The sequence below is a fragment of the Paenarthrobacter sp. YJN-5 genome, from assembly GCF_015040095.1.
In the GTDB taxonomy this organism is placed as follows: Bacteria; Actinomycetota; Actinomycetes; order Actinomycetales; family Micrococcaceae; genus Arthrobacter; species Arthrobacter ureafaciens.
Window position 1 is genome coordinate 3,142,681 of sequence record NZ_CP053544.1, and the last position, 21,588, is coordinate 3,164,268.

The window sequence follows — 21,588 nt, forward strand, 5'->3', positions numbered from 1 at the left end:
GGCTACATGTGTACGTGCAGGCGCCGGGCTGCTTCCGAGATGGATCCGGTCAGCGACGGGTACACCGTGAAAGTGCTGGCGACGTCGTCGACGTGGAGCTTCTGCGCCACGGCCACGGAGATCGGGAAAATCAGCTCGGAGGCGTTCGGCCCCACCACGACGCCGCCAATGACAGTGCCGGAACCCTTGCGGGCGATGATCTTGACGAAGCCATCCTTGGTGTTGCGCATCTTGGCACGGGCATTGCTCAGCAGGGACAACATCACAACGTCGCCCTGGTACTTGCCGGACGCAAGATCCGCCTCGGACACACCCACGGAGGCGATCTCCGGGGACGTGAAGATGTTGGAAGCAACCTGGTTGAGCTTGAGGGGCTTCACGCCGTCACCCATGAAGTGGGCAATGGCGATCCTGCCCTGCATCGCGGCGACGGAAGCCAAAGCGAACACGCCCGTGCAGTCGCCGGCAGCGTAGATGTTGGGGGCTGTGGTGCGGGAAACACCGTCAACCTTGATATGCCCGGACTCCGTCACGGCCACGCCGGCTTCTTCCAGCCCGATCCCTGCGGTGTTCGGAATGGAACCAACACACACCAGGCAGTGGGAGCCTGTCACTTCCGATCCGTCACCCAAGGTGACCTTCACGCCGTCGTCCGTCCGCTCAACCGCGTTGGCGCGGGAACGGGACAGAACGCGCACGCCGCGACGTTCAAACACACCTTCCAGGAGCTTGGCGGCATCGGTGTCCTCGCCCGGGAGGACCTGGTCGCGGCTGGAGATCAGCGTGACCTTGGAACCCAGGCCGTTGTACGCAGACGCGAACTCGGCGCCCGTGACACCGGAACCCACCACGATCAGTTCCTCGGGGAGTTCGTCCAGGTTGTAGATCTGCGCCCAGTTCAGGATGCGTTCGCCGTCGGGCTTTGCCGTTGGAAGTTCGCGGGGGTGGGCGCCGACGGCCAGGAGGATGGCGTCTGCGTCGATAGTGCGCGTGCCCTCAAGGGTGAGGACCTCAATGGTGTTGTTGTCCAGCAGCTTTCCGGATCCGATGACGATGTCTACGCCCAGGCGCTCGAGGCCTGCACGGATGTCGTTGGACTGGCCCCGCGCAAGGTTCAGGACGCGGTCATTGATGTGTTTGAGGTCTGCATGCGGCTTGGACGCGGAATCGTCAAACTTGACGCCCAGCTCATCGGCTTCGCTGACACGCGTCATCAGGTCTGCGGTGGCGATGAGGGTCTTGGAGGGCACGACGTCGGTCAGCACCGCGGAGCCGCCGAGGCCGGCCCGCTCGATGATGGTGACTTTCGCACCGAGGGAGGCAGCCACCATGGCAGCTTCGTATCCGCCGGGACCACCTCCCAGGATCGCGATTCGGGGGGAACTGAAATCAACTTGGGTGGTCACAATTCCCAATTCTCGCGTATCCATGCCCATGCTGCCAGTCAGCCCTGCCTCACCCTCCATGGCGGCCCCGGATGAGGCCGGACGCGTCCCTACCGGTTTGGCGCGCGCGCAAGGTAGCTTGTACCAGTGAGTAACACTGAGCTGATGAACACAGACCCCTTCGAAGCCGCCAAAGCCGCCGCCGACTACATCGCGTCCGAGACCGGCGTCGAGTCCCACGACGTCGCCCTGGTTTTGGGCTCCGGTTGGGCCGAGGCCGCCAACCTGATCGGCGAGACCACCGCCACGTTGAACGCCTCGGAGGTTCCGGGCTTCCACAAGCCCGCTGTGGTTGGCCATGTGGGCACCATCCGCTCGGTCCTCACCACCGAGGGCAAGCGCGCACTGGTCCTGGGCGCACGGACGCACTATTACGAGGGCAGGGGCGTCCGGTCCGTCGTCCACGGCGTTCGGACAGCAGCAGCCGCGGGGTGCAAGACACTGGTCCTCACCAATGGTTGCGGCGGACTCAATGAGGACTGGAAGCCCGGCACACCCGTATTGATCAGCGACCACATCAACCTCACCGCCACATCTCCCCTGGAGGGCGCCACCTTCGTGGACCTCACCGACCTCTACTCCGCACGGCTCCGCGACCTGGCCCGTGAAGTGGACCCCTCCCTGCAGGAAGGCGTCTACGCACAGTTCACCGGACCGCACTACGAGACACCGGCCGAGGTCCAGTACGCCAAGCGCATCGGCGCCGACCTCGTGGGCATGTCCACGGCCTTGGAAGCCATCGCGGGACGGCACGCCGGCATGGAGGTCTTCGGCATCTCACTGGTGACCAACCTCGCCGCGGGCATCAGCCCCGTCCCCCTGAGCCACGCCGAAGTCCTGGAAGCGGGCGAAGCGGCAGGCAAGCGGATCTCGACCTTGCTAGCGGGAATCATCGCGAAGCTGTAGCGGACCACCAATAAGTCTGCAGTAGGCACCCAACTGGGTCGCAGCACTGCGCGTTCTGAGCGTCCAAAACGCTGTGAGGATTGGGGTGGCTGGTCTGGGATTGGCTGGCAGAGTGGGTGCAGGTCGTTCCACCCCGCGGTCGTGACTCACAAAACGCTTGGCCCCCTGTCTTGGGTGTGCCTTTAGTGCGACTTGTCCGTCTGCGGGGTGGGCGGCCGGTACCTGCCCGGCCCACCTCGGTGACTTGATCAGAAGATTGTCCGCCCCCGGCGCGGGGGCGTGACTCGTCACAGTGCTGTTCCGAAGTGACCTCTACCCGGACTGGTACCGGCCCGTAACGGCCCTGACCATGTCCGCGAAATGAGGAAAGTGCCAGAACCGCTATGACTAGCGTTGCGTATTCCCACCCGTTTGTCGTCGGCGTCGACACCCACGCCAGGAAACATGTGTATTCCATCCTTGCCGCGCCAAGCGGCGAACGGATCGACACCCGGGATTTCCCGGCCACCGGGGCCGGGATCGACCGTGCCATTGCCTGGGTAGCGCGCTTGACCGGGGCCGATCCGGCCACTTTGTGGGTGATCGAGGGCGCGGCTTCTTATGGTGCGGTGCTGGCCGGGGCTGTCGCAGCTGCCGGCTACCAGGTCGCCGAAGCCGCCCGCATGGATGCCAAGACACGTCGCGGGATCGGTAAGTCCGATCCGTTGGACGCGCACCGGATCGCTTCAACAGTCCTTTCCCTGGAAGAGGACAAGCTGCGCCGGCCACGGTTGAACGAAGGGGTCCGCGCAGCCCTGCGGGTCCTGGTCAGTGCACGTCAGTCAATGACCACCGACCGGACCAGGACCGTGAACGCGTTGACCGCGCTGCTGCGGGTCAACGATTTGGGTGCCGATGCCCGTAAGCCCTTGACCGGGACCCAGATCCTGGAGATCTCCAGATGGCGTGCCCGTGAAGAACCCCTTGCCCTGTCGGTGGCCCGCTCCGAAGCCGTCAGGCTCGCCAAGCGCATCAACGACCTTGACGCGGACATCAAAACCAACGGCAACCGGATCACCGAACTCGTCGAGATCAGCGAAGCCGCGCCCCTGCTACAAGAACCCGGCTTCGGACCAGTCACCGCAGCCATTTGTCTCACCGCATGGTCCCATCGCGGCCGGGTACGTTCCGAGGCTGCATTCGCCTCCCTGGCCGGGGCCAACCCCATTCCCGCTTCATCCGGAAATACCGTCCGCCACAGGCTCAACCGCGGAGGCGACCGGACCCTGAACAAAGCCCTCCACATGGCTGCCCTGAGCAGGATGGCGTTCGATCCGGAAACCATCAACTACACAGCAAAACGTGAAGCAGAAGGCCGTACCAAAAAGGAGATCCGCCGGTGCGTCAAACGCTACCTCGCCCGACGGATCTACCGCACACTCAACGCCAACAGCCCCATGCCATCGTTCCGTTGACAACCATAGAAGAGTCGCACTACTGCGACCCAGTTGGGTGACGGGGGTCAAGAGAGTCCCCGAATAAATCTGCTTTAAGACGCAACATTTGATTCCCCACCTTCATCCGTGGCACGCGCGCGTGCTGGCAATGTAAGCGCTTGCACCATCAGCGCCACCGCCGCCTTCGGGAGGAAGAAACAGGCTTTGCACTCGCGCCTCACACGTGTTTAGCGTGGAGACAGTTCCGGTAAGTCGACGTGCCGGGACAACTCCGGCGGTCACCGAATCCGGCCCGCCGCACCTCGAAACGATGGCGTCCCTCGATGACGCCACCAGCGGATCGACGGACGCCTCGGCTGAGGACTCCCTCATCAAGGGAATCCTTGCCTCCACGAAGTCCAACACTCCGCGAGAAGAGCAAGCATGAACACGCACCCAAGCCCGTTACGGCCGCGCCGCCGTTTGCGAAAGGCAGCCGCCGTCGCAGCGGCGGCAAGCGTTGCTGGCAGCATCCTGCTGGTAACGCCTGCCGCACAGGCCAACCTCCCTGCCGATCCGCCGTCGAGCACCATGCCGGCGCCCACCCCCGGTTTCCCGCTGCCGACCGTCCACACGCAGCAGGCCTACGATCCGGCAGCCGACTTTACGTCCAAGTGGACCCGCGCCGACGCCAAGCAGATCATGGCGCAGAGCAACCCCAACGTCGCTCCGGGACAGAATTCCATGAGCCCCAACGTCACCATGCCGGAAATCCCCAAGGACTTCCCCGCCATGAACGACGACGTGTGGGTCTGGGACACCTGGTCCCTGACTGACGAGAATGCCAACCAGATCAGCTACAAGGGCTGGGACGTCATCTTCTCTCTGGTCGCTGACCGCCACGCCGGTTACGGTTTCGACCAGCGCCACTGGAACGCACGGATCGGTTACTTCTTCCGCAAGACCAACGCCGACCCCGCCAAGGACAAGTGGAACTACGGCGGACACCTGTTCCTGGACAACACGTCCATCGGCAACACCGAATGGTCCGGCTCCACTCGCCTGATGCAGGGCAACAAGATCAACGTCTTCTACACGGCCACCACCTTCTACGATGTGGCTGAGCGGAACGCCGGCGGCGGCGGAATTGCTCCCGACGCCGTCATCGCCAAGGCCCTGGGGAACATCCACGCCACCAAGGACGGCGTGACGTTCGACGGCTTCCAGCACACAAAGCTGCTTGAGCCGGACGGAAAGCTCTACCAGAACAAAGCCCAGAACCCGGGCTTCGCCTTCCGTGATCCGTACACCTTCGCCGACCCGGCACACCCCGGCAAGACCTTCATGGTGTTCGAAGGCAACACCGGCGGCAACCGCGGCGCGTACAAGTGCAAGCAGGAAGACCTCGGCTACCGCCCGGGCGATCCCCACGCAGAAACCGTGGACCAGGTGAACAGCACCACCGGCGCCTGGTACCAGACCGCGAACGTGGGACTGGCTGTGGCGGACAACAAGGACCTCACCAAGTGGAGCTTCCTGCCGCCGATCCTGTCCGCCAACTGCGTCAACGACCAGACTGAGCGCCCGCAGATCTACATCCAGAACGAGAACGGCAAGAACAAGTACTACCTGTTCACCATCAGCCACCAGTTCACCTACGCAGACGGAATGCGCGGCCCCGATGGCGTCTACGGCTTCGTCGGCGACGGCGTCCGCTCCGACTACCAGCCGGTCAACAACAGCGGCTTGGCTTTGGGTTCCCCCACGGACCTGAACATGCCTGCCAACGCGCCCGAAGGTCCGGACCCGCGCCAGAACGGCCGGCAGTTCCAGGCGTACTCGCACTACGTCCAGCCCGGCGGCCTGGTGCAGTCGTTCATCGACAACGTGGACGGCGTCCGCGGCGGCTCCCTGTCCCCCACCGTGAAGATGAACTTCAAGGCCGGCGTGACACAGGTGGACCGCAGCTTCGGCAAGAACGGCCTCGGCCCCTTCGGCTACCTGCCCACCAACAAGCGCGTGGGCGGCGAAGGCCTCTACAAGTAACACCGGCCACCGGCCGGCAAGACCGGCCCTGAGCCACGGCTGGTGTGCCCGGACCATCACCTCCGGGCACACCAGCCCCCCCCAACCCCAGGATCTTCCCCATGACTTCTCCCAGCCATCACCTGTCCCGCCGCAACCTGCTGGCGGCAAGCGCCGCCGTCGTGGTGTCCTTCGCGGCCGCCTCCTGCACGCCTCCGCGCGGCAGTGAAAGCCCGACGCCGGCCCCGGTCTCCCGAGGTCCCAGGTCGTCCGCTTCGGATCCGTGGCGCCCGGCGGTCCACCTGACAGCCGAAAAGAATTGGCTTAACGACCCCAACGGCCTGGTGTACCACGACGGCACCTACCACGCCTTCTACCAATACAACCCGCGCGGAAACTCGTGGGGCAACATGTCCTGGGGCCACTCCACCAGCAAGGACCTGGTGCAGTGGGAACAGCAGCCCGTGGCCATGGAGGCGAGCGTGGACGAGGAAATCTTCTCCGGCTGCATCGTGGTGGATACCAACAACGCCTCCGGCCTTGGCTCCGCACAGAACCCGCCCCTGGTGGCCCTCTACACCAGCGCCTACGGCAAGAACGGGGCGCTTCCCCAGGGAGCGCAGGCGCAGTCGGCCGCGTACAGCACCGACGGCGGAACCACCTGGCAAAAGCACCGCGGCAACCCCGTGCTGAACCTTGAGCCCACCAACAACAACTTCCGCGATCCCAAAGTCACCTGGTACGAGCCCGGCCGCTACTGGGTCATGACCACCGTGGTGGCCGACGCGCAGGTCGTCAAACTGTTCAAGTCCACCGACCTGTTGCACTGGGACTTCCTGAGCGATTTCTCCGGCGTCGGAGCACAGGGCGGGCTGTGGGAAGTGCCCGAACTCCTTCAGATGAGCGTCGAAGGCTCCACGGCCAGGAAGTGGGTCATGCTGCTCAGCATCAACCCCGGCGGCATTGCCGGAGGATCGGGCATGCAGTATTTCGTCGGCGAATTCGACGGCACACGGTTTATGGCCGAAGACGCCGCTGCGCCGGATGCTCCGTTGCAGGAATCGCAATGGCTGGACTACGGCGCCGACTACTACGCCGCGAACTCCGTTTCCGGAGCTCCCGGCGGCAAGCCGGTGCTGCTTGGCTGGATGGGCAATTGGGACTACGCCCAGCACGTCCCCACCACACCGTGGCGCGGTGCCATGGCGATTCCGCGTGAGTTGACCTTGGTGCGCGGTGAAAAGCGGTTCGAACTGCGCTCCGGCGTCGCCGCCGCAGCGCGGGAGGTCCTGGAGCGCGGTGAGGAAAAGGGCAAGGACCTCACCGTGTCCTCCGGAAGTGAAGATCTTGGGACGGACTTCGCCGCGCGAACCCAGCTGATCGACCTCGAACTGGACCTCGGCACGGCCAGGGAAGCGGGGATCCTGCTCCGGCACTCCCCCGACGCCCAAGACGGCCTTCGGATCTCGTATGAGAAGGACTCCGGCACCCTCAAGGTGGACCGCTCAAACGCCGGAACCAGCAACTTCTCCGAGAAGTTCAGCCCCTATCACCAGGTGACCGTACGCCCTGCCGACGGGAAGGTGCGGCTGCGGATCCTCCTGGATACGTCCTCCGTGGAGGTCTTCGCCCAGGACGGCCAGGCCGTGGTCACCGATACCTTCTTCCCGGATTGGGACCACATTGGCGCCTCCGTCTTCAGCATGGAGGGCGAGACCGCGTTCGCGGTGCGGTCGCGGTCTCTCTAGCTTGCGCTGAGGGGTGGGATCCCGGCATTTACGACTCCCCGTAATGCCGGGATCTCACCCCTCGTTGCCTGTCAGGGCCGGATTGAGGATAGTTTTGTGCTTATGACCTCGAGCGATGCCGCACTTGAACAGCTGATCCGCGACGCCCGACAGTGGGCTGACGAGGACCCGGATCCAGCCACATCCGCGACGCTCCGCGACCTGCTCACCCTCGCCTCCGAAGGTGACGCGGTGGCGGCACAAGAGCTCGGAGACAGCTTCAGCGGCACACTGCAGTTCGGCACGGCCGGCCTCCGTGCAGCGCTAGGGCCAGGACCGAACCGCATGAACCGCGTGGTAGTGCGCCGTGCCGCCGCAGGGTTGGCAGCCTTCCTGGTTGACGCGGTTGGTGCGGCTTCGCCGGGAACCCGGCCGCGCGCCGTCGTCGGTTTCGATGCCCGCCACAACTCCGACATCTTCGCCCGGGAGACGGCAGCCATCTTCGCTGCCGCCGGCATCGAAGCGTTCCTCATGCCGGCAGCGCTCCCGACGCCGATCCTCGCCTATGCGGTCCGCGCCCTGGATTGCGACGGCGGCGTGATGGTCACAGCCAGCCACAACCCTCCGCAGGACAACGGCTACAAGGTGTACCTGGGACGGCATGCAGTGCCGGAAAGCGGCCGGGGAGCACAGATCGTCGCGCCTTACGACGCTGAAATCGCGGCGAAAATCGATGCCGTGGGTCCGCTGTCCTCGATTGTCCTGGCCGGGGACGGCTGGACGGTACTGCCGGAATCGATCGCTGCGGACTACGAAGCCGCCGTCGCCGGGCTGGTGGACAGGGAGCACTTCCCGGCCCGCGACCTCAAGATCGTCCTGACGCCCATGCATGGCGTGGGTGGTGATACTGCTGTTTCGGTCCTCAAGGCAGCAGGCTTCGATGACGTCACGCTCGTGGCAGAGCAGGCCCGCCCCGACCCCGACTTCCCCACTGTCGCGTTCCCCAACCCTGAGGAACCTGGCGCGTTGGACCTGGCGCTGGCTGCCGCCGAAGAGCTGGGCGCGGACATCGTGCTGGCCAACGACCCCGACGCCGACCGTGCCGCGGTAGCCGCGCTGGACCCTGCCACCGAGGCTTGGCGCATGCTGCGCGGCGACGAGGTGGGCGCCCTCCTGGGAGCGCACACGGTGGCCCGGCTTGCCGCCAAGGCCGGCGAGACCGCCAAGACAGGCGAGCCCGCAAAGGCCGGCGACGATGGAGTCGAGGGAGTCTTCGCCAACTCGATCGTTTCCTCCAGGCTGCTCTCCCGCATCGCCGCCACCGCCGGCTACGCCCACCAGGAAACACTGACCGGTTTCAAGTGGATCTCGCGTGTTCCGGGCCTGCTTTACGGGTACGAGGAGGCGCTCGGCTACTGCGTCGCGCCGGACCTGGTCCGGGACAAGGACGGAATCTCTGCGGCAGTGCTGATCGCGGAGATGGCCGCCGCTGCCAAGGCTCAAGGCAAGACCGTTTTTGACACCCTCGATGAGTTGTACCTTGTGCATGGCCTGCATGCGAGCGACCAGTTGAGCATCCGCGTGGCAGACCTCGGTTTGCTGGATGCCATGATGAACCGCTTGCGGGTCAACCCGCCTGAAGCGTTCGGGGGTTCCGCCGTCGAGGTCTTTACGGACCTTGCCGAAGGCAGCGAAGCCCTGCCGCCCACGGACGGCCTGCTGTACCTGACCCGGGACCAGAGCCGCGTGATCATCCGGCCCAGCGGCACGGAGCCAAAGCTGAAGTGTTACCTGGAGGTCATCCAGGCTGTGGAGTCGGCGGCGGAACTTCCCGCTGCCCGCCAGGCAGCGCGGACATCCCTGGATAACGTCCTCAGGGATGTCCGCGAAGCGCTGGGACTCTAGAGTTCAACCTCGATGTAACCGTCAACGACGCGCGTGGCGAAGGTTGCCAGTTTCAGTTCCGGGTTGGTGAAGCACTCGCCGGTTTCGAGGTCGTAGACCTCCTTGTGCAGCGGCGAGGCAATGGTCGGCCGGCTGCCCCGGGAACCGATGATGCCGCGTGCCATGACGTTGGCGAACGTGGCGGGGTCCTGCTGCACGACGGCGTAGACCTCACCGGGCGCCGTACGGAACAGCGCTACCTGGCGGCCGTCGATCAGTGCTGCCTCGCCCCACGCCGGCTCAAGCTCATCCAGCGGGCACACGCGGTGCCATGTGCCGGTGGTGGCCAGATCCTCTGCACGGTCAAGAATTACGGTCATGTCAACCCCTCTCACAGTGTCCGGGTGCTGGCACTTTCCACCGTCACTCCCCCGGACCGGGCCACGCCTGCGGCCACTCTCCAAAGCTAGGACGCCACTGTTTCAGCTGGAGTCCCGCATTGTGTCCGATGGGTAAAAGAGACCTCACACCCTGCGAAATGCGTTCGTGATGCAGAAGTTAAGATCACGAAACAAAAGGGAAACTGAAGTGAAACTGCCCGTCCCTAGGCTGAATTCACAAGTTGCGGAGATCCGTCTGCGACATTTGCGAAAGGCCCACCAGTGACCGGACACACTTCAAGCACAGAGAACCCGCGCCGCATCGTCGTTGTCGGAGGCGGCCCAGCAGCCCACCGCTTTGCCGATGCCATGTACAACCGCGGTCTCGAAGGCTGGCAGGTTACCGTCCTCACCGAGGAAGCCCACCTCCCCTACGACCGCGTGGCGTTGAGCAAGGCGCTGACCGAGACCGGCGTGGACCTTACCTTGGGCGAGGCGTCCATGTGGGACCACGAGGCCCTGACGCTCAAGACCGGCGAGCGCGCCGTCAAGATCGACGCTGAAGCCAAGAGCGTCCTTACCGCATCGGGCAACAAATACGAATACGACGAACTGGTGGTCGCTTCCGGCTCGGACGCAGCGCGGCTCCCCATCCCCGGCGCTGAGCACACCCACGTTTACCGCACCCTCGAGGACGTCTGGGCCATCAACAAGGCCATCGCGGACCTGGGCGCCAAGCTCGGCCGCAGGGTCAACGCCGTCACGATCGGCGGCGGCCTGTTGGGACTGGAATCCGCTGCCGGCACCGAGCAGCTGGGCGCCAACCCGATCGTCATCAACGGCTCCCCCTGGCTCATGAACACCCAGCTGGACGAAGGCGCCGGCCAGGCCCTCGGCAGGTTGATCGAGGCCAAGGGCTTTGAAGTCCACGGCGGCGTGTTCCCGTCCGAGGTACTGACCGACGACGACGGCCAGGTCACCGGGGTGCTGATGGCGGACGGCCGCACCATCCCTGCCGACCTGGTGATCGTGGCAATCGGCGTGAAGCCCCGCGACGACCTTTTCCGCGCAGCCGAAGGCGAGGAGCAGCTCTTCAGCCTGGGCCAGCGCGGCGGGGTGGTCATCAACGACTTCTGCGCCACCGAAGTGGACAACATCTGGGCCATCGGCGAGGTAGCGAACTTCGGCGGCATGTGCCTCGGCCTGGTAGCCCCGGCCAACACCATGGCGGAGATCGTGGCCGACCGGCTGCACGGCGGCGAGGCAACGTTCCCGGGCTTCGACACGGCCACCAAGCTCAAGCTCTCCGGCGTGGATGTGGCCAGCTTCGGTGATGCCTTCGCCAAGACCGAACATGCCTTGGAAATCGTCTACGCCGATCCCGCCCGCGGTGTCTACCAGAAGATCGTGACCACCGATGATGCCAAGACCCTCCTGGGCGGCATCTTCGTGGGCGACGCCTCCCCGTACATGAGCCTGCGCCCCTTGCTCGGCCGGGAACTGCCCGCCGAGCCCGGTGCCTACTTGAGCGCAGCCGGGGGCGGCGAAGCTCCCGAGACCGAGCTGCCGGATGATGCGATCCTGTGCTCCTGCAACAACGTGGCCGCAGGTTCCATCCGTGACGCCATCAATGGCTGCGGCAGCTGCGAAGGGAACGCCCCCGTCCAGGAACTGGGCGGCTTGAAGGGCTGCACCCGCGCCGGTACCCAGTGCGGTTCCTGCGTGCCGATGCTCAAGAAACTCCTGGAAGGTGAACTGAAGAAGTCCGGCATTGAGGTCTCCAAGGCCTTGTGTGAGCACATCAGCCTTTCCCGCCAGGAACTGTTCGAAACCATCCGTGTCCTGGAGCTGAATTCCTTCGAGGACATCATGGCCAAGTACGGCACGGGTGAAGGCTGCGATATCTGCAAGCCGACCATCGCCTCCATCCTGGCCAGCCAGCACTCCGCCTACGTGCTCGATGCCGGCCGCGGCACTCTGCAGGACACCAATGACCGGGCCTTGGCCAACATGCAGAAGGACGGCACGTACTCGGTGGTTCCGCGCATCGCCGGCGGCGAGATCACCCCCAAGGGCCTCGGCGTCATCGCCGCCGTTGCCGAGAAGTACGGCCTGTACACGAAGATCACCGGCGGACAGCGCATCGACATGTTCGGTGCACGCCTGGAGCAGCTTCCCGATATCTGGAAGGAACTGGTGGACGCCGGCTTCGAGTCCGGCCAGGCCTACGGCAAGAGCCTGCGCACGGTGAAGTCCTGCGTCGGTTCCACGTGGTGCCGCTTCGGCGTGCAGGACTCCGTGCAGATGGCCATCGCGCTGGAACTGCGGTACCGCGGCCTCCGCAGCCCGCACAAGCTGAAGATGGGCGTCTCCGGCTGCGCCCGCGAATGCGCCGAGGCCCGGGGCAAGGACGTTGGCGTGATCGCCACCGCCGACGGCTGGAACCTTTATGTGGGCGGCAACGGCGGTGCCACCCCTGCCCACGCCCAGCTGCTGGCCAAGGACCTGGACGACGACACACTCATCAAGTACATCGACCGCTACCTCATGTACTACATCCGCACTGCGGACCGCCTCCAGCGCACCGCCCGGTGGCAGGAAGAGCTCGACGGCGGGCTGAAGCACGTTGAGGACGTGGTGGTTCACGATTCCCTTGGCATCGCCGCGGAGCTTGAGGCAGCCATGGCCAAGCACATCGACACCTACGAGGACGAATGGGCCGAGACCCTGAAGGATCCGGAGCGCCTCCGCCGATTCCGTTCCTTCGTCAACGCCCCCAACCAGAAGGACGACTCCATCGCGTTCGTTCCCGAGCGCGGCCAGATCCGTCCGGCAACCCATGAGGAAAAGGGCGCCGTACTCATCGCCTCCACCATCCCGGTCCGCAGCACTGCCGGCGCAGAGAACTAGGGGAATTCCATGCAGCTCACCATCGACCTCACCGGCCGGGACGTCCTGGTCACCGGCTCGGACGTGACCGCCCGCCAGGCAGTGCGCCGCTACGAGCAGGCAGGTGCTACCGTGTACCGGCTCAGCGCTCCGGCCGGCGCGGCTTCCGACGGTCCCCTCCCCGAGCGTCCGTTCCTGGTGGCAGCAGTGGACGACGGCGACGACGGCTGGCTTCCGCTGCTGGAACGCTGCCGCGAGGCCGGCATCCCGGTGGCACACGAACCGGCTGCCGGTCCGGAGGGCCACGTCACCCTGGTCGGCGGCGGACCCGGCGCGCTGGATCTGTTGACCGTGGGCGCCGTCGCCGCCCTGCGCGATGCCGACGCCGTGTTCTACGACCGGCTGGCCCCTTACCAGGAACTGGCCGCTTTGACCTCTGCCGAGTTGGTGGACGTTGGAAAGCAGCCCGGACATCACAAGGTGACGCAGCGTGACATCGAGAAGCTCATGGTGGAAGCGGCCCTGCTGGGCCGGAACGTGGTCCGGCTCAAGGGCGGCGACCCGTACGTGTTCGGCCGTGGCGGGGAAGAAGTGGCAGCATGCGTTGCCGCGGGCGTTCCGGTGCGGGTGATTTCCGGTGTCACCAGCGCCATCTCCGTCCCCGCGGCCGCCGGAATTCCGGTGACACACAGGGAAGTAAGCCACATGTTCACCGTCGTCTCCGGCCACGCGCCGCTGACCGAGAAGGAGCACCTGCACCTGGCCGGGCTGGGCGGCACCATTGTGGTCCTCATGGGGATCGGCACCCTGCCCCAGCTCGCGGCAGGCCTTCGCCGTGCCGGCATGGAACCTGACATGCCCATGGCCGTTGTGGAGCGCGGGTACCGCCCCGGACAGCGCACTACCATCGCTGATCTGGGTACCATCGAAACGGCAGCTACGGGCTGCAGCAACCCGGCCGTGCTGGTCATCGGCGAGGTAGTCAGGGTTGCCGAGGCCAACCGTAGCCATGCCGATGCGTCCGCTGAACTGAGCCGCCTGGCGGCTTCGCTCCTTGAAGCCTGAAGGTAATTCCATGACTGTTGCACACGCCCTCGACTCCGTGACCCCGTCGGCAGAACCGTCCGAGGCTACGGATTCCGCTGATTTGCCATTGAATGGTTTTCGCATCGGCGTCACCTCGCACCGCCGCTCACGGGACCTCATCGAGGCCTTGGAACGCCGCGGCGCCAGCGTGCTCCACGCCCCGGCGTTGAAGATAGCCCCCGTCCAGGAAGACCTGGTGCTCATCGAGGATACGCGCACCATCATCGAGGCGCGGCCGGACATCTGCATCGCGACCACCGCGTACGGCATGCGCCGCTGGTGCGAGGCCGCTGACTCGTTCGGCATCGGCGAGCAGCTCCTGGAAACCCTTGCGGCGTGCCGGATGTTCGTCCGGGGACCGAAAGCCCGCGGCGCCGTCCGCGCGGCCGGTCTTGCCGACGTCGGAATCAGCAGTGACGAAACCACCGCAACGCTGGTGGACATGCTCCTGGCCGAGGGTGTCCGCGGCAAGACCGTGGCGGTGCAGCTGCACGGCTACACGGATGTTCGGCAGCTGGAGCGGCTGCGCATGTCCGGCGCCACGGTCCTCACCGTCACCCCGTACCGGTGGGTCAAGCCCGACGGCGAGGACAAGCTGCCGCGCCTTATCGAGGCCGTGGTGGGCGGGAACCTTGATGTCCTCACCTTCACCAGCGCCCCTGCGGTGGATGCGATGTGGAGCACGGCCCACGAGATGGGCCTGTACCGCCAGCTGATCGAGGCCCTGAAGGGACCGGTAACCGTGGCGGCAGTGGGTCCCGTGACCGCCCAGCCGCTCGTCGACGCCGGACTGTCGCCCTTGATCCCGGACCGCTACCGCATGGGTGCCTTGATCCGGTTGGTGACCGAGCATCTGTCCCTGAACCACGTCCGCCGCCTGGAAACGAAGAGTGCCACGATCGAGCTGCGTGGCCGCTGCCTGCGCATCAACGGCGAAGTGGTGGAGCTTGCCCCCGCCCCGCTCTTGCTGCTCCGCGCCCTTCTGGGTGCCGGCGGGGCCGTGCTCTCGCGTGAGGCGTTATCGGACCTCCTGGACCTCCGTGGTTCCGTCCACGCGCTGGACATGACCGTGAGCCGGCTGCGTTCGTCCCTTCCGGACCCCAAACTCGTTGAAACGGTCGTCAAGCGCGGGTACCGGCTGCGCGCCTAGGTTCCGGGCTCATCCTTCTACCCATCCCCGCGTACGCTTGGTACACTAATTGATGAATTCATCAATTAGTCAATCAGCGTGTATTGGAGATGAGCCTCGTGGCCTATTCGGATGCCCGGGCACCGCTGTATGAGGTCAAAGCCAACTTGTTCAAGGGCTTGGCGCACCCGGTGCGCATCCGGGTCCTTGAATTGCTGGCCGAAGCGCCCGAGGTATCCGTAACGGACCTGTTGTCCGCCACCGGCCTGGAGGCCTCCCATTTGTCGCAGCACCTCTCGGTCTTGCGGCGGTATCAGCTGGTGGTGTCCGAACGGCGCGCTCTGCAGATGTTCTACTCCCTGGCCTACCCGCAGGTGGCCGAGCTGTTGACGGTGGCCAGATCCTTGCTCGGAGAGATCCTGCGCACCACGCGGGACAACCTCGAATCCTCCGATGCTGCAGAGGCATTTCCGGGCGGCACGCCGTGAAAACCGTCCACGCCGGCTTGGCTGCCGCCCGGGCATTATTGCCGGGCCGGGGCGATTACGCCGGGCTGCGTGCGTCCTGGCGTGCTGACCTTGTGGCCGGCCTGACAGTAGGCATCGTGGCATTGCCGTTGGCGTTGGCCTTCGGCGTCAGTTCAGGTGCCGGAGCGGCCAGTGGTTTGATTACGGCAGTGGTTGCCGGCCTGGTAGCGGCGGTGTTTGGCGGTTCGCATGTCCAGGTTTCGGGCCCCACCGGGGCGATGGTTGTTGTCCTCGCCCCGGTGATAGCCGCCCACGGACTGGGCGCCCTCGCCGCCGTTTCAGTGCTGGCCGGATTGATTGTCCTGGCTGCAGGGGCGTTGAAACTGGGCCGCGTGGTGACGTTCCTTCCCTGGCCCGTGATCGAGGGCTTCACGGTGGGCATTGCGGCCATTATCTTCCTCCAGCAAGTGCCTGCTGCCCTGGCAACTGACGGCGGTGACTCCACCAATGCCGTGCTGGCCGCAGTGCACGCGGCAGGTGCCGTGAACGCCGCCGGAGCGGGATGGGTTTCGACCGGCGCGTCCCTGGGGATCGTGGCCGTAGTGGCGGCGGTCATGGTGCTGGCCCCGAAAATCCATCCCCGCTTGCCCGGGTCCTTGGTGGCGATCGTGCTTGCCAGCGTTATTGCCGAGGTTTTCGCGCTTCCGGTGGCCAGGATCGGCGCACTGCCCACAAGTTTGCCGGCCCCGGCGCTTCCCGTGCTGAACATGGAGGTCCTGTCCGCCTTGGTTGGTCCGGCGGCAACCATCGCTGCGCTTGCGGCCATCGAATCCTTGCTCTCGGCCAGGGTCGCGTCCTCGATCTCCGATACCGGCGCCTACGATGCCGACCGGGAATTGTTCGGCCAAGGCCTTGCCTCGATCGCGTCCGGGTTCTTTGGCGGCATGCCTGCCACCGGTGCCATCGCGCGGACCGCCGTGAATATCCGTTCCGGAGGCCGGACCAGGGCGGCAGCCATTACCCACGCCCTGGTGCTGTTGGCCGTCGTGTACCTGGCAACCAGCGTGGTGTCCCGCATCCCCTTGGCAGCGTTGGCCGGGGTCCTGATGGTGACGGCGGCCCGGATGGTCTCGCTGCCGACGCTGCGGGCGGTGATCGGCTCCACACGGGCTGACACGATCGTCTTCTTCGTCACCGCCGTCATCACGGTCTCGTTCGACCTGATCGAGGCTGTGGAAATCGGCATCGTCGTTGCCGCGTTCTTCGCCTTGCGTTCCCTGGTGCGCTCCTCCGGTGTCCACCGGGAAGAAATCCCCGGCCCCATCATGGACGGCGATGAACACATTGCATTGTTCCGCCTTGACGGTGCCTTGTTTTTCGGCGCCGCCGAACGCGTGCTCGAACGCGTCACCGACATCCGGAACGTCGACGTCGTCATCCTCCGGATGTCCCAGTTGCAGATCCTGGACGCGACCGGTGCCCGCGTCATCACGGACATCATCCAGGCTTTGGAGCGGCGCGGGATCACCGTCCTGATCAAGGGCATCCAGGACAGGCACCTGCATTTGGCCACAAAGGTTGGCGTGATTGAGTCCCTTCGCCACCATAAACACCTGTTCAGCGACCTTCCAGCCGCCGTCGAACACGCACGCAGCCACGTCAGCCGGGCCGCTGCAGCACGAACGGCCCAAGCAGCCACCGAGAGAAAGAAAACCGAACCATGAGTGAATCCCTGCCCCCGTGCCCCGAGTGCTCCAGCGAGTACACCTACCAAATGGGCGAGCTGCTTGTCTGCCCCGAATGCGCCCACGAATGGGAGCCCCAGGGCGAAGACCCCGACGCCGGTGCCGCGGAGAGGCTGATCAAGGACGCGGTTGGAAACGTTCTCAACGATGGCGACACCGTGACCATCATCAAGGACCTGAAGGTCAAGGGCAGCCCGACCTCCATCAAAGTGGGCACCAAGGTGCGCAACATCCGCTTGGTGGATGGCGTGGGCGATCACGACATCGACTGCAAGGTGGACGGCTTCGGTCCGATGCAGCTGAAGTCGAGCGTCGTGAAGAAAGCCTGACCGGGTCCGGGACCGCAACGGAAGAAGCCCGCCGCTCCACGAATGGAGCGGCGGGCTTTTTCTGTTGACCGGCTACTTCTTGTGCACCAGGTAGATGGCACCCGTGGTGACATCTTCCTCGAGTGCTTCAAGCGTGCGGCCGCGGGTTTCCGGAACCTGCGTGTAGATGAAGATGAGGGCCGCGATGCCCACCACGCCGAACAGGAAGAACGTTCCCGTGATGCCTACTCCGGCCACGAGCGTGGGGAAGAACAGGCCCAGGAGCGCGTTGGCGATCCAGAGGCAGAACACCGAAAGCCCGATCGCAAAGCCGCGGACATGCAGCGGGAAGATCTCGGAGAGCATCACCCACACCGCGATGTTGAGGAAGGTCTGCATCGAACCGACGAACGCCACCACCAGGAAGAGGATCACGAACGGCCGCGCCTCGTTGCCGACCGGCAGGACGATCGACGCGATGCCGATCAGGAAGTGGCAGATGGTGGTGAGCGTGAAACCGAGCAACAGCGTGGTGCGGCGGTTGATGCGCTGCATCAACGTCAGGGCGATGACACCACCGACGACGGCGATCACGCCGGGCGCGATGTTGGCGATCAGTGCGGCGCTGGAGTCGAAGCCGGCTTCCACGAGCACGGACTGTCCGTAGTACATGATCGAGTTGATACCGGTCAGCTGCTGTGCGACGCCCAAGCCGATGCCTACCAGGATGATGCGCAGGATCCACTTGTCCTTCAAAGCCGCCCATGAAGTGGCCCTCGAAGCCTTCTCTTCATCGGCCAGGTGCTTGACATCGGCCATCTCGGCCTCGGCGCGGTCTTCGGAGCGGATGGTCTTCAGGACGGCCAGCGCCTCGGCGGACCGGCCCTTGGAGATGAGCCAGCGGGGCGATTCGGGCATCCGCAGCATGCCGAAGAACAAGGCAATGGCCGGCAGGGCGGCAACGGCGAGCATAATGCGCCACACCCCGCCGAATTCGCCCCAGATGTTGCCGATGATGGCATTGACCACGAATGCGGCGAGCTGGCCGATGACGATCATGAGCTCATTGCGGCCGGCCAGGGACCCGCGGATCTCGTACGGTGCGAGCTCGGCGAGGAACACGGGAACCACGGTGGACGCGCCGCCCACGGCGAGGCCAAGGATGATGCGGCCCAGGACCATGACTTCGAAGCTCGGAGCAAAGACGCACGCCAGCGTTCCGAGGAAGAAAAGGATGGCCAGCAGGATGATGGTCTTCCTGCGGCCCCAGCCGTCGGAAAGCCTTCCGCCCGCCACCGCTCCTGCGGCCGCGCCGAAGAGCAGCGAGCTGGTGACGATTCCTTCCGTCAGCGGCGTCAGGGAAAGGTCCACCGTCATAGGCCGGAGGGCGCCGTTGATCACACCGGTGTCGTAACCAAACAGAAGGCCGCCGAACGTGGCGACCAGGGCTACCAGGCCCAACCGCTTACGGTGGGGGCCGTTCGTCAGCGGAGGCAACACCGCATTATGCGCACTCTCCCGCTGCGTTTGCGTAGCAGACATCAGGACTCCTTTGTCAGTGTGTTGCGGGTCATACCCACCCGCTCTGGAACAAGACTAACGCGCGAAAGGCTTAAATGTAAGGTCAAACTAACAAATGACTTTAATTGTTCGGTTTTGTGTCATGGCAGGATGTAGCCATGGCTTCCGACCGTCCTCCACGTCCGGCCACGCAAAGCGATGTCGCACGCGAGGTTGGGGTATCCCGCACGCTCGTTTCATTTGCCTTCCGCGGCGCGCCCGGAGTGAGCGATGAAACCAAGCAGGCCATCTTCGCCGCCGCCAAACGTCTGGGGTACCGGCCCAACGCAGTAGCCGCCGACCTTGCACGCAAACACCGCTCCGCCGTCGGGCTTTACCTCCTGGACATCCGCAATGAAATCTACGCCGATATCCTCAGCGGCGTCCGCACAGCGCTCTCCCAGGAGCCCAACCGGCTGATCCTCAGCGTCTCGCGCTCCGTTGACGGCGAGGACCGCGGCGCCGTGGAGTCGTTGATCGAAGCCCGGGTGGGAATCATCATCGCCGCCACACTGCTGGATCCGGACGAGGCCGTCCATGAGATGGCCGCCTCGGTGCCGCTGGTCAGCGTTACCCGGCCGGTGGCCGGGGTTGACAGTGTCTACTCCGATGACTCCTTCGGTGCACGCGCCGCGGTGGAGCATCTGTTGGCGCTGGGACACACACGGATAGCCCACCTGGCGGGCCCCGCCCATGACGGGCACGTGGTTCGCCGCCGATCCTATGAGCAGGCAATGCGCCGGGCCGGCCTCGTGCCGCAAACACTGTGCGCGGACGATTTCACGCAGGAATCCGGGCACCGGGCCGCAGCACGCCTCTTGGGGCAGTCGGACCGGCCCACCGCGATTTTCTGCCACAACGACCAACTGGCACTCGGTACCCGGGAAGCTGCCTATGCCATGGGCCTGTCGATCCCCCGGGATTTGTCCCTCATCGGCTATGACAATTCACGGACCGCGGGGCTGCACGGCATCGACCTGACCTCCGTGGACCTCCACGCCGCCCGGCTCGGGGAAGCAGCAGGCCAGGTTGCCCTGGAACGCCTCCGCAACCCCGAGGCACCGGCTGCCGACCGCCGTTTCACTCCCCGCCTGGTGGTGCGGAGCTCGACGGCGCGTCCCGCGTGAGGTTCCCGCGACCTCGCCGACTTCGCTGGAACAGTGCCCGTTCGCAGGGAAGTCTACAGCGAACGGGCAGCTTTCCCGCGAAGTCGACGGCGGTTCAGCCCACTTTGTAGCGCAGGTGTGAAACCAGCGGCGTCCCACGAACCTCCACAGGCTCGAGCTGCACCTCGCCCACCCCGTCCAGGAGGCGTTCCCCGCCGCCGAGCACAATCGGCGCGACGTGCAGCCGCAGCTCATCGATGAGTCCCGCGGCAAGGAACTGCCGGGCCGTCGACGCTCCACCGGCTATGGCGATGTTCTTCCCGCCTGCAGCGTCCCGGGCACGGGCCAGCGCGGATTCGATGCCCTCGGTGACGAAATGGAACGTCGTGCCGCCTTGCATCTCCAAGGGCTCGCGGGCATGGGATGTCAGCACGAAAACGGGCGCATGGTACGGCGGATCCTCACCCCACCACCCGCGCCAGTCATCCGGCCATGGCCCGTCTCCTGGACCGGCGAACATGTTCCGCCCCATGATGTAGGCGCCCGCTTCAAGGATCCCGGCGATCTCGGCGGCGTTGGCGTCCTGCTCCTCGAATTGCCAGCGGTGCAGCCTTTCACCGCCCGCGCCAAGCGGTGCCTCCATGGTCTGGTGGGGACCTGCCACGAAGCCGTCAAGGGACACGGTCAGGTCACATGTAACTTGGCTCATGCGCCCATCCTGCCACCGGGGCGCCACAGGTCAAGAAGCGTTGAACCCGCCGTTGCTGTGCAGGACCTGACCGTTGATCCACGAGCCCGCATCCGAGAACAGGAACCGCACCAACCCCGCCGTGTCCGCAGGCGTGCCGAGTCGACCGGCCGGAGTGGCCGCCGTGGTCCAGGAGCGCACGGACTCGTCCATCCAGCCGGTATCGATGGGACCGGGGTTGATGACATTGGCCCGGACGCCGAGCCCGGAAAGCTCAACGGCGGCTGCGGTCACGATCCGGTCCAGCGCACCTTTGCTCGCCCCGTAGGGCAGGTTGTTGACGGTGTGGTCGCTGGTGAGTGCCACGATTCTCCCTCCCGCCTCGCCCGGGGAGACGGAGGGCAGTTGCTCCGCGAGTGCCTTGATGAGGAGCCACGTGGCGCGCGCGTTCACGGCGAAGTGTCGGTCCCAGCTCTCCACGGACGTGGTGAGGATGTTGCTGTCCAAGGACTCGCAGTGGGACATCACCAGGCCTGTCACCTGTCCAAGCGGCTGTCCGGCTGCGATCAGTTCGGCGGCAAACCGGGGATCGCTGAGGTCGCCCGGAACCAGCACGACGCCGGCGCCCAGTTCGCGGCATTCGGCGGCTATGGCGGCGGCATCGTTCGGGGACGCTTCGAGGCCGAGCCGGTCGTCGTAAGGCTTCCAATAGTTGATAACCAGGTTCCAGCCGTCCGAGGCAAGACCTGTGGCCAGGGCAGCGCCGATGGAACGCCTTCTTCCGACGCCGGTGATGACGGCGACCTTTGCAGGGTTGTGCGGGCTCAT

At 65.3% G+C, this 21,588-nt stretch carries 18 protein-coding genes; 13 read left to right on the forward strand and 5 right to left on the reverse strand.

The features are described from left to right. Positions 1–2: 2 nt before the first annotated feature. Positions 3–1,406 (reverse strand): NAD(P)H-quinone dehydrogenase, encoded by a 1,404-nt coding sequence (locus tag HMI59_RS14735; RefSeq protein WP_031216200.1) that lies wholly within the window; start codon positions 1,404–1,406, stop codon positions 3–5. Positions 1,407–1,550: 144 nt separating this feature from the next. On the opposite strand from HMI59_RS14735, the gene HMI59_RS14740 reads away from it, so the two are divergent. The 6 genes from HMI59_RS14740 (at position 1,551) to HMI59_RS14765 (ending at position 9,423) form a co-directional block, all read left to right on the forward strand. Then, positions 1,551–2,351: a purine-nucleoside phosphorylase gene (locus HMI59_RS14740; protein ID WP_021471415.1), complete on the forward strand. Its 801-nt coding sequence runs from the start codon at positions 1,551–1,553 to the stop codon at positions 2,349–2,351. 383 nt (positions 2,352–2,734) lie between these two features. Continuing rightward, positions 2,735–3,805, forward strand: coding sequence for an IS110 family transposase (locus HMI59_RS14745; RefSeq protein WP_193591717.1), 1,071 nt, complete (start codon positions 2,735–2,737; stop codon positions 3,803–3,805). Between the two features lie 214 nt (positions 3,806–4,019). After that, on the forward strand, positions 4,020–4,214 hold the full coding sequence (locus HMI59_RS14750) for a hypothetical protein (RefSeq protein ID WP_139126740.1): 195 nt from the start codon (positions 4,020–4,022) through the stop codon (positions 4,212–4,214). Further along, entirely contained in the window at positions 4,211–5,812 is a 1,602-nt protein-coding gene (locus HMI59_RS14755) for a glycoside hydrolase family 68 protein (protein ID WP_193591718.1), read from the forward strand. The genes HMI59_RS14750 and HMI59_RS14755 overlap by 4 nt, the downstream gene beginning before the upstream one ends. Positions 5,813–5,913: 101 nt before the next feature. After that, positions 5,914–7,539 carry a glycoside hydrolase family 32 protein gene (locus HMI59_RS14760; protein ID WP_193591719.1) on the forward strand — a complete coding sequence of 542 codons (1,626 nt, stop codon included), beginning with the start codon at positions 5,914–5,916 and terminating at the stop codon, positions 7,537–7,539. Between the two features lie 102 nt (positions 7,540–7,641). Further along, a complete protein-coding gene (locus HMI59_RS14765; RefSeq protein ID WP_193591720.1) occupies positions 7,642–9,423 on the forward strand; it encodes a phospho-sugar mutase in 1,782 nt (593 codons plus the stop codon). Here HMI59_RS14765 and nirD read toward each other — a convergent pair. Beyond that, complete coding sequence (nirD, locus tag HMI59_RS14770) at positions 9,420–9,782, reverse strand: nitrite reductase small subunit NirD (RefSeq protein WP_069694760.1); 363 nt, start codon at positions 9,780–9,782, stop codon at positions 9,420–9,422. The two genes, HMI59_RS14765 and nirD, sit on opposite strands and share 4 nt — an antisense overlap. 282 nt (positions 9,783–10,064) lie before the next feature. On the opposite strand from nirD, the gene nirB reads away from it, so the two are divergent. The 6 genes from nirB to HMI59_RS14800 all read left to right on the forward strand — a co-directional run bounded on the left by nirB (position 10,065) and on the right by HMI59_RS14800 (position 17,427). Further along, positions 10,065–12,692, forward strand: a complete 2,628-nt coding sequence (gene nirB, locus HMI59_RS14775; protein WP_193591721.1) for a nitrite reductase large subunit NirB — start codon at positions 10,065–10,067, stop codon at positions 12,690–12,692. A gap of 9 nt (positions 12,693–12,701) precedes the next feature. Further along, on the forward strand, positions 12,702–13,736 hold the full coding sequence (cobA, locus tag HMI59_RS14780; protein WP_193591722.1) for a uroporphyrinogen-III C-methyltransferase: 1,035 nt from the start codon (positions 12,702–12,704) through the stop codon (positions 13,734–13,736). 10 nt (positions 13,737–13,746) lie between these two features. Then, complete coding sequence (locus HMI59_RS14785; RefSeq protein ID WP_166185265.1) at positions 13,747–14,907, forward strand: uroporphyrinogen-III synthase; 1,161 nt, start codon at positions 13,747–13,749, stop codon at positions 14,905–14,907. Between the two features lie 89 nt (positions 14,908–14,996). Beyond that, a complete protein-coding gene (locus HMI59_RS14790; protein ID WP_021471424.1) occupies positions 14,997–15,374 on the forward strand; it encodes a metalloregulator ArsR/SmtB family transcription factor in 378 nt (125 codons plus the stop codon). Continuing rightward, positions 15,371–17,077 carry a SulP family inorganic anion transporter gene (locus HMI59_RS14795; protein ID WP_193591723.1) on the forward strand — a complete coding sequence of 569 codons (1,707 nt, stop codon included), beginning with the start codon at positions 15,371–15,373 and terminating at the stop codon, positions 17,075–17,077. The genes HMI59_RS14790 and HMI59_RS14795 overlap by 4 nt, the downstream gene beginning before the upstream one ends. Then, the gene (locus HMI59_RS14800; protein ID WP_166185259.1) at positions 17,074–17,427 is read left to right on the forward strand and encodes a zinc ribbon domain-containing protein YjdM; all 354 of its coding nucleotides are present in this window, start codon (positions 17,074–17,076) and stop codon (positions 17,425–17,427) included. Before HMI59_RS14795 ends, HMI59_RS14800 begins: the two co-directional genes overlap by 4 nt. A 72-nt stretch (positions 17,428–17,499) precedes the next feature. Here HMI59_RS14800 and HMI59_RS14805 read toward each other — a convergent pair whose 3' ends face one another. Then, the gene (locus tag HMI59_RS14805; RefSeq protein ID WP_193591724.1) at positions 17,500–18,948 is read right to left on the reverse strand and encodes a sugar porter family MFS transporter; all 1,449 of its coding nucleotides are present in this window, start codon (positions 18,946–18,948) and stop codon (positions 17,500–17,502) included. Positions 18,949–19,085: 137 nt separating this feature from the next. Here HMI59_RS14805 and HMI59_RS14810 point away from each other — a divergent pair, with 137 nt between their 5' ends. Beyond that, the gene (locus HMI59_RS14810; RefSeq protein WP_193591725.1) at positions 19,086–20,093 is read left to right on the forward strand and encodes a LacI family DNA-binding transcriptional regulator; all 1,008 of its coding nucleotides are present in this window, start codon (positions 19,086–19,088) and stop codon (positions 20,091–20,093) included. 94 nt (positions 20,094–20,187) lie between these two features. Here HMI59_RS14810 and HMI59_RS14815 read toward each other — a convergent pair whose 3' ends face one another. Both HMI59_RS14815 and HMI59_RS14820 read right to left on the reverse strand, forming a co-directional pair. Further along, the gene (locus tag HMI59_RS14815; RefSeq protein ID WP_193591726.1) at positions 20,188–20,781 is read right to left on the reverse strand and encodes a dihydrofolate reductase family protein; all 594 of its coding nucleotides are present in this window, start codon (positions 20,779–20,781) and stop codon (positions 20,188–20,190) included. Between the two features lie 30 nt (positions 20,782–20,811). After that, on the reverse strand, positions 20,812–21,588 hold the full coding sequence (locus HMI59_RS14820; protein ID WP_193591727.1) for an SDR family oxidoreductase: 777 nt from the start codon (positions 21,586–21,588) through the stop codon (positions 20,812–20,814).